An 8,713-nucleotide genomic window follows, 5' to 3' on the forward strand; every position below is an offset into this window, starting at 1 on the left:
TTTGCCTCACACGCCCATATTGCAGGTGCCTCATGCCACGCCAGCTACCACCGCTGTATGCCCTGCGCGCATTCGAAGCTGCCGCGCGGCTAAGCTCCTTCACCCGTGCGGGCGAAGAGCTTTCTATCACCCAAAGCGCCATCAGCCGGCATATCCGTACGCTGGAGGAGCATTTTGCCTGCCGCCTGTTCGTGCGCAGTGGCCGCAGCCTGCAACTTACCGAAGCGGGGCGGGTACTGCTGCCGGGCGTGCGCGAGGGCTTCGCGGCGTTTGAGCGGGCCTGTGAAACCTTGTGCGGTGAAGACGACATATTGCGCATGAAAGCCCCCTCGACCCTGACCATGCGCTGGTTGCTGGCGTGCCTCAGCCGCTTTCGCCACCTGCAGCCGGGCAATGAGGTGCAACTGACCAGTGCCTGGATGGATGTCGACCATGTGGACTTCAACCAGGAGCCGTTCGATTGCGCGGTGTTGCTCAGTGATGGGGTGTTCCCGGCGGAGTGGGAGGTGCGCAAGCTGTTCCCTGAGTTACTGATCCCGGTCGGTGCGCCGGACCTGCTCGACGAGGAACCTTGGGATGTACGTAGGCTGGCCTCTATCGAGCTGCTGCACCCTACGGTGGACAAGCGTGACTGGCGGGAATGGCTGGAGCGTATGGGGCTTGGCGACGAGGTGTCGCTCAAGGGCGGCCAGGTGTTCGATACCCTGGAGCTGGGCATGATTGCCGCGGCGCGTGGCTATGGAATATCCATGGGCGATTTGCTGATGGTGGCCGAAGATGTGGCGCAGAAGCGCTTGAGCCTGCCATGGCCGACGGCGGTGCCCAGCGGCATGGATTACTACCTGGTGTGGCCGCGCACCCGGCGAGGCGGCGAGCGGTTGCGGCGGTTGAGTGCGTTCCTGGAAGGCGAGGTGGCGGCAATGGATTTGCCGGATGTGGAAATCCTGCCGCCTCTTTGATCACCTGCACCGGCCTCTTAGCGGGCTCGCCCGCGAAGAGGCCGGTGCAAATTTACATCGAGCCCAGGTTCAACGCCTGTGCGCAGGCCTGCAGCGACCGGCGCTCGCTTTGCGCATACAGCGCCAGCTCATCCTGTACCTGCAACCCCAGCGCCGCTTCGAACGCTTCGCGGTTGGCGTTGCTGCCGTATTCGGCCTGCGCATCGTCACCCAGGTTGGACTGGAAGATCCCCGCCGCACTCACCGGCAGGAAGTCCTCGTACACCAGCGCCTCGAAGTGCACGTGGCCCGCGTCGATCAAGCCTTGCAGGGTGGTCGGGCGGCCTTCCTGGTCGCGTGCGGCCAGGCCTTTCTCGGTGGCGAAGTAGCGGAAGTACGCCAAGCCCTGTTCACGCATCTGCGCCAGGTCATCCGGGAATTCGGCAAAGTTTGCCTGCAGCAGCGCCATGTAACGCTCGGCATTGGCTTCGGCCGGAGCGCCACCCAGCGCAGCGCGGGTAGCGTCGAGCAACTTGTCGTAAAGCTGGCGACCTTTCGGCGTCAGCGCCGCGCCGCGTTGCTCGATTTCGCCAAAGCGCGCGGTGTGGCTGCCTTCGCGGCCTTGCTGGTCGCGGAAGGCGACCGTTTCCTGCAGGGCCTTGAAACTGGTCTGGCGCAGCAGGATCGGGTGGCGGCGGGTGGGCGGGCCTTCAACCACGGCCTTCGGCGGGATGCCCTTGGCAGGCATGCCGAGCTGGATTGCATCGATATCCAGGGTACGCGGGGTCAGGTGGTTGATGTGCGGGCCCTTGAAGGCCACCACATCGGCGATCAGGCGGTGTTGGTCGTGCAGCTGCTGGTACTGCTCGGCCGTAACGGTAGCGTCCTGGTGCCAGCGGAAGGTGTGCAGCGCCTCCTGCACGAACGTCTCTGCATCCGCGGCGTCAAGGCCACCCTCGCGCTCACACTGGGCGATCAGTTCGAGGGCGCGGGAGGTGAAGATCTGGCGCTTGGCCAGGATGCTCTGTGCCAGCTCGCGCAACTGCGGGTTGTCGATCAGCTCCAGGCGCAGCAGCGAGGTGAACACACGGAACGGGCTGACATGCAGCGATTGCTCGTGCACCGCGCGGAAGGCAGTGGAATGCACCGGTACGCCAGCGGAGCTGAGGTCATAGTAGCCGACCGGCTGCATGCCCATGACAGCGAACAGGCGGGCGATGGTGGCCAGTTCTTCGGCGGTGCCGACGCGGATGGCGCCGTGACGTTCCTGGTCCAGGCGCTCGATTTCGCCGGTCCAGCGCAGGGCCTCGGCCACTTCGGGTTGCTGGGCCATGACCTGCTGGTTGATTTCGCTCACCAGCTCCAGCAGCGTGCCGTACAGCGGCACTTCCTGTTTGTACATGAGCGACATGGCGGCAGAGAACTGCGCGCGGATGCTGTCTGGGCTGACGAAATCGTTGGCGGGCATCGCTAGCTTCCTGGTTGGGTTCGGACGCTTACATGAAAGCTGGGAATGCACTTTGCTCACAAGCGAAAAAAAGTGAGTGTGTCATTCCTTTTTTGATCGACCTCGACGGCCCTTTCGCGGCTAAAGCCGCTCCTACAGGGACCGTGCAAGGTTGGGGTCTTGCGCAGGGCCCCGTAGGAGCGGCTTTAGCCGCGAAGAGGCCCTCAAGCCTGAAGCTGTTCGTGGATCCACTCCACCAGCGCCCGCACCTTGGGCACCTCCGCCGCATGTTCAGCGTACGCCAGATAGTGCGCCCCGGCACTGCGCATCGCATGGTTCCACGGCACCACCAGGCTACCGTCGGCCAGTTCCTTCGCCGCCAGGTAGCGCGGCACCAGCGCTACCCCGCACCCGGCCTGTGCTGCGCTCAACGCCATATAGAACGTATCGAAGCGCGGCCCGTGGTAGGCGCTGACGCTCTGCAGGTCCTGCTCCAGGAACCACTCATGCCAGGCCTCCGGGCGCGAGGTGCTTTGCAGCAGCACCAGCTCGGCCAGCTCCTCGGCACCGGCCAGCTTGCGCCCGGCCAGCAGCTCTGGCGCACACACCGGCACCACCTCTTCGCGAAACAACTCCACGCAAGTGGCCCCCGGCCAGGTGCCCTGGCCATAGAAGAACACCACGTCAGCCGAGCCTTGCAGCAGGGCGAACGGCTCCATTTCGTTGCGAATGTCCAGGTGGATATTGCTGTGCCGTTTGCCAAACCCCTTGAGGTGCGGGATCAACCAGCGCACGCCAAAACTCGGTTGAGTGGCTACCTTCAATATCTCGGTCTGCTCGCCGTAGGTGAGTACGTAGCGGCTGGACATGTCCACCTGGGTGAGGATTTTGTTGACCTCGGCCAGGTACAGGCTGCCGGCCGGGGTCAGCTGCAACCGCCGGCGGATGCGCAGGAACAGGTGGTGGCGCAGCATGTCTTCCAGCTGCGCCACCTGCTTGCTGACCGCGCTCTGGGTCAGGTGCAGTTCTTCGGCGGCACGGGTAAAACTCAGATGGCGGGCTGCAGCTTCAAAGCACTGCAGGGCGGTCATGGAGGGTACCAGGCGTTTTGACATAGCGGTCTCTGCGGCTCAAATCATTACCTGACGGAATGATATGCGGAATAAAGGTCGTTTGTTGTACCTATGTGATCGGATTAATACTGATCCACATCATTTTTCCACCCCATCACCGATGTAGGAGATGCACAAATGGTTGCTGGATTGCTCGAGCGCCTTGGCGTTGCCGCCGAGGCTTACACCCAGGGCGACTACCCTGTTCACACGCCGATCGACGGCAGCCAGATCGCCTCGGTGAAACTGCTCGGCAAGGCCGAGACCATCGCCCGCATCGATCAGGCCCAGAGCGCCTTCGAAGCCTGGCGCAGTGTGCCGGCTCCGCGCCGTGGCGAACTGGTGCGCCTGTTCGGCGAAGTGCTGCGTGAGCACAAGGCCGACCTCGGCGAGCTGGTCTCGATCGAAGCCGGCAAGATCACCCAGGAAGGCCTGGGCGAAGTGCAGGAAATGATCGACATCTGCGACTTCGCCGTTGGCCTGTCGCGCCAGCTGTACGGCCTGACCATCGCTTCCGAGCGCCCGGGCCACCACATGCGTGAAACCTGGCACCCGCTGGGAGTGGTCGGCGTGATCAGCGCCTTCAACTTCCCGGTTGCCGTGTGGGCCTGGAACACCGCCCTGGCCCTGGTGGCCGGCAACTCGGTGGTATGGAAACCGTCCGAGAAGACTCCGCTGACCGCCCTGGCCTGCCAGGCGTTGTTCGAAAAAGCCCTGAAAGCCTTCGGCGATGCTCCGGCTGGCTTGGCACAACTGGTGATCGGCGGCCGTGAAGCTGGCGAAGCCATGGTCGACGACCCGCGCGTACCGCTGGTCAGCGCCACCGGCAGCACCCGCATGGGTCGCGAAGTCGGCCCACGCGTTGCTGCCCGCTTCGGCCGCAGCATCCTGGAACTGGGCGGCAACAACGCCATGATCCTGGCCCCGAGCGCCGACCTGGACCTGGCCGTGCGCGGCATCCTGTTCTCGGCTGTCGGCACTGCCGGCCAGCGTTGCACCACCCTGCGCCGCCTGATCGTGCACCGCTCGATCAAGGACGAAGTGGTTGCCCGCGTCAAAGCCGCCTACGGCAAAGTGCGTATCGGCGACCCACGTAAAGACAACCTGGTCGGCCCGCTGATCGACAAGCAGTCGTTCGACGCCATGCAGGGTGCACTGGCCAAGGCCCGTGACGAAGGTGGCCAGGTATTTGGTGGCGAGCGTCAGCTGGCCGACCAGTACCCGAACGCCTACTACGTTTCGCCAGCTATTGCTGAAATGCCGGCGCAAAGTGACGTGGTGCGCCACGAAACCTTCGCACCGATCCTGTACGTGCTGGCCTACGACGACTTCGAGGAGGCCCTGCGCCTGAACAACGAAGTGCCACAAGGCCTGTCGTCGTGCATTTTCACCACCGACATCCGTGAAGCCGAGCGCTTCCAGAGCGCCTCGGGCAGCGACTGCGGCATCGCCAACGTCAACATCGGTACCAGCGGCGCCGAGATTGGCGGTGCGTTTGGTGGCGAGAAGGAAACCGGCGGTGGCCGTGAGTCGGGCTCGGATGCCTGGAAAGGCTACATGCGTCGCCAGACCAATACCGTGAACTACTCGCGCGAGCTGCCGCTGGCGCAGGGTATCGTGTTCGACTGATGTATTGATGCTGCATGGCCGGGGGCCTGGCCCCCGGTTCGCGGGTAGACCCGCTCCTACAGGGTTCGTCCAAGCGACACCGACCCCTGTAGGAGCGGGTTTACCCGCGAAAGGGCCGCCCTGCGGCCCCAACAAGAACAAATTGCTGGAGCCGGCCATGTCCGAACTGCGTCAACAATGCTTGTGGGAACACGTCAGCAAACCGACCGTCGCCGCCCAGGCCCTGGCCGGTGAGCACAAGGCCGATGTCTGTGTGATCGGCGGCGGCATTACCGGCCTGTCGGCGGCCATCCACCTGCTCGAACAGGGCAAGTCGGTGATCGTGCTGGAGGCCTGGAAGATCGGCCACGGTGGCTCCGGGCGCAACGTCGGCCTGGTCAACGCCGGTACCTGGATCCGCCCCGACGACGTCGAGGCCACCCTTGGCCAGAAGCAGGGTAGCCGCCTGAACAAGGTGCTTGGCGAAGCCCCGGCTGAAGTGTTCGCCATGATCGAACGCCTCGGCATCGACTGCCAGGCCCAGCACAAAGGCACGCTGCACATGGCGCACAACGCCACCGGTATCGCCGACCTCGAAGCGCGTCACGAACAATGGCGCCGCCGAGGTGCCGACGTCGAGCTGCTGACCGGTGCCCAGTGCCAGGAATACTGCGGTACCGACAAGATTTCCGCTGCGCTGCTTGATCGCCGTGCTGGCACCATCAACCCCATGGGCTACACCCAGGGCCTGGCGGCTGCTGTAACGCGCCTGGGCGGCAAGATTTTCCAGCAGTCTTCGGTCGAAGGCCTGGAGCGTGAAGGTGATGGCTGGCGGGTGAAGACTGCGCGTGGCGCTGTGCGCGCCGAAAAGGTGGTGATTTCCACCGGCGCCTACACCGAAGGTGACTGGAGCAACCTGCAGAAGCAGTTCTTCCGCGGTTATTACTATCAGGTAGCCTCCAAACCGCTGCAGGGCACCGCAGCCGACAAGGTGCTGCCACATGGCCAAGGTTCGTGGGACACCCGCACCGTGCTCAGCAGCATCCGCCGCGACGATCAGGGCCGCCTGCTGCTCGGCAGCCTGGGCCGGGTCGACAACAAGCCAGCCTGGTTCGTGCGCAGCTGGGCCGACCGCATCCAGGGCCATTACTACCCCGAGCTGGGCAAGGTCGAGTGGGAAATGCACTGGACCGGCTGCATCGACTTCACGCCTGACCACCTGATGCGCCTGTTCGAGCCGGCGCCTGGGTTGGTGGCGGTGACCGGGTACAACGGGCGCGGTAATACCACCGGCACCGTGATTGGCCGGGCGTTTGCCGAGTTCCTGCTCAAGGGCGAGGCGGACAGCCTGCCGATTCCGTTTTCGCCGATGAGCGGTGTGAGCGCGCCTTCGCTGCGGACGGCGTTCTATGAGTCCGGCTTCTCGCTGTACCACGCGGGGCAGTGCCTGAGGGTTGTGTTGTAAGTACTGGCCTATTCGCGGGTAAACCCGCTCCTACAAATTGTTCACCGCCTGAGAGGGCTGTGGTGAACCTGTAGGCGCGGGTTTACCCGCGAAGAGGCCAGCACAGGCTTACTTGTGCAGCCAGCTGAGGAAGCCACCTTTCTTGATCAGGGCCGGCTTCTGCAGCAACAACGACTCCCGGCTCTGCCGCCGGAACCGCTGCAATTTGCTCAACGCCGTCTGCACTTCGCCACGCTGCTGCAAACAGCTCTTCACCTGTTCCTTGTCGATCCGGTACAGCACGCAACTGGTCAGCGTGCGGAATTCGGCCAGCGAATCTTCGTCGTCGATGATCCCCTCGATCCCCAGCACCTCTCCCGGCCCCATGCGCCCGGCCTCCAGCCGCTTGTCTCCGTCGCGCACCGAGGCCGATACCACACCGCTGCCAATCACCAGCAGATGATCGGAATGCTCGCCCACCCCCAGGATCACCTGGTCCGCCAGGTACTCGACTGCAGTCATGCGCTGGCTCAACGCATCGCGCTCTTCATCACTTAGCGAGCGGAACACTCGAACCTCATCCAGCACCTCGCGCTGGCGACTGCGCGGCGGCACAGCCAGGTCGACGTTCCACATCACCCCGCTGGCCTCCAGATGCCGGTGCGCCAGGTCGAACAACTGGTTACGTGCATCGCCCTTGGTGCCCGCATCGGCCACGAAGCCGCTGGCCTCGTACTCCACCGACTCCAGAGTCGAGGCCTTTACCGTCACCTTCGGCTTCGGGGTCGCAAGGATGGCACTGACGCCCTGCAAGGCTTTTTCCAGCGCATCGAACACACGCTTTGGCCGCACCTTGGCCGGGACCACCACGCTGATCGATACCCCATGCACATCGGCCGGGCGACTGTGGTTGAGCAGCCGCGCCTTGGCCGCCACCGAGTTGGGGATTACCGCCAGGCTGCCGGTACCGGTCAGCAGGCGCGTGGCGCGCCAGTCGATGTCCAGGACCTTGCCTTCGGTGCCGTCGATGGAGATTGAGTCGCCAATCTGATAGGGCCGCGTGGTGTTCAGCACGATGCCGCTGAAGACGTCAGCCAGTGTGCTCTGCAGCGCCAGGCCGATGACGATGGCCATTACCCCGGAGGTGGCCAGCAGGCCCTTCACCGGCAGTTGCAGCACGTAGCCTGCGGCCGCGACCACGGCGGCGAGGAAGATCAACGCCCCCAGCACATCCTGCAGCAAGCGCCCGCCATGGCTGCCACGGGCCACCAGCAACAGGCCGAACACCACGGTCACCGTGCGCGCACCGAACAGCCACCAGCCGATGGCCAATACCGTGGCCATCAGGTTGCGCGAGAGATCGTCGGGCCACGGCGGTGGTTGCAGCGGGCTCATGCCGGCGGCCATCAGCACCGCGCTGAACAGCAGGAAGATCACCAGGCGCGCGCTGATGCGCCAGGCATGACGCTGAATGGGGATCAGTTGCCAAAGCACGAGGTCGAGCAGGATCAGGGCGCAACCGAGCAACAACGGGGACGACTGGATGAACGCCAGCATGGTGGTCTCGGGGGTGAGGGGAGGGCTGTGGGTAGTAATAGAGCAGGTTTGCCGGGCAGGCAATGCAAGCCTGTGCTGGCCCCTTCGCGGGCTTGCCCGCTCCCACAGGTAAAGCGCTGGTTTTGAACCTTGTGCGATCCCTGTGGGAGCGGGCGAGCCCGCGAAGAGGCCAGCAAAACCAACGCCAATCTATCGTTCCTAAAACAGAACGCTAAAGGCAAAAACCGCTATCTACCGCTCCAAAGGTGATGGTTTTAATCTTCTCCCATCAACGCGAAACACCCAACTTACTGAATATCAAAACCCTTAGGAGCTACCCCCATGACCCACTTCAAATACAACCGCCTGAACAAAGACGACGCCGCCGTACTGCTGGTCGATCACCAGGCTGGCCTGCTGTCCCTGGTCCGCGACATCGAGCCGGACGCGTTCAAGAACAACGTGCTGGCCCTGGCCGACCTGGCCAAGTTCTTCAACCTGCCGACCATACTCACCACCAGCTTCGAGCAAGGCCCCAACGGCCCACTGGTGCCAGAACTGAAAGCCCTGTTCCCGGACGCCCCGTACATTGCCCGCCCTGGCCAGATCAACGCCTGGGACAACGAGG

The 8,713-nt window shown here is 63.9% G+C and carries 7 protein-coding genes; 4 read left to right on the forward strand and 3 right to left on the reverse strand.

What is annotated here, in order from left to right; genetic code table 11:
• The first annotated feature begins 32 nt into the window (after positions 1–32).
• Positions 33–959 carry a LysR substrate-binding domain-containing protein gene (locus tag AC3WLP_RS11700; protein ID WP_012054085.1) on the forward strand — a complete coding sequence of 309 codons (927 nt, stop codon included), beginning with the start codon at positions 33–35 and terminating at the stop codon, positions 957–959.
• A 52-nt stretch (positions 960–1,011) separates the two neighbouring features.
• Here the strand turns inward: AC3WLP_RS11700 and hglS are convergent, their stop codons facing one another.
• Positions 1,012–2,406 carry a 2-oxoadipate dioxygenase/decarboxylase HglS gene (gene hglS / locus AC3WLP_RS11705; protein WP_004575228.1) on the reverse strand — a complete coding sequence of 465 codons (1,395 nt, stop codon included), beginning with the start codon at positions 2,404–2,406 and terminating at the stop codon, positions 1,012–1,014.
• Between the two features lie 203 nt (positions 2,407–2,609).
• Entirely contained in the window at positions 2,610–3,500 is an 891-nt protein-coding gene (locus AC3WLP_RS11710) for a LysR family transcriptional regulator (protein ID WP_003253545.1), read from the reverse strand.
• A 135-nt stretch (positions 3,501–3,635) separates the two neighbouring features.
• On the opposite strand from AC3WLP_RS11710, the gene amaB reads away from it, so the two are divergent.
• On the forward strand, positions 3,636–5,126 hold the full coding sequence (gene amaB / locus AC3WLP_RS11715; RefSeq protein WP_003253547.1) for an L-piperidine-6-carboxylate dehydrogenase: 1,491 nt from the start codon (positions 3,636–3,638) through the stop codon (positions 5,124–5,126).
• 157 nt (positions 5,127–5,283) lie between these two features.
• The gene (gene amaA, locus AC3WLP_RS11720) at positions 5,284–6,570 is read left to right on the forward strand and encodes an L-pipecolate oxidase (RefSeq protein WP_003253548.1); all 1,287 of its coding nucleotides are present in this window, start codon (positions 5,284–5,286) and stop codon (positions 6,568–6,570) included.
• A 108-nt stretch (positions 6,571–6,678) separates the two neighbouring features.
• On the opposite strand, the gene AC3WLP_RS11725 is transcribed toward amaA, so the two are convergent.
• A complete protein-coding gene (locus AC3WLP_RS11725) occupies positions 6,679–8,106 on the reverse strand; it encodes a mechanosensitive ion channel family protein (protein ID WP_012054083.1) in 1,428 nt (475 codons plus the stop codon).
• A 321-nt stretch (positions 8,107–8,427) separates the two neighbouring features.
• On the opposite strand from AC3WLP_RS11725, the gene AC3WLP_RS11730 reads away from it, so the two are divergent.
• Positions 8,428–8,713 (forward strand): cysteine hydrolase family protein (locus AC3WLP_RS11730; protein WP_492576157.1); only part of this gene is annotated, 286 nt, incomplete at its 3' end.

The sequence above is a fragment of the Pseudomonas sp. FW305-E2 genome, from assembly GCF_058782925.1.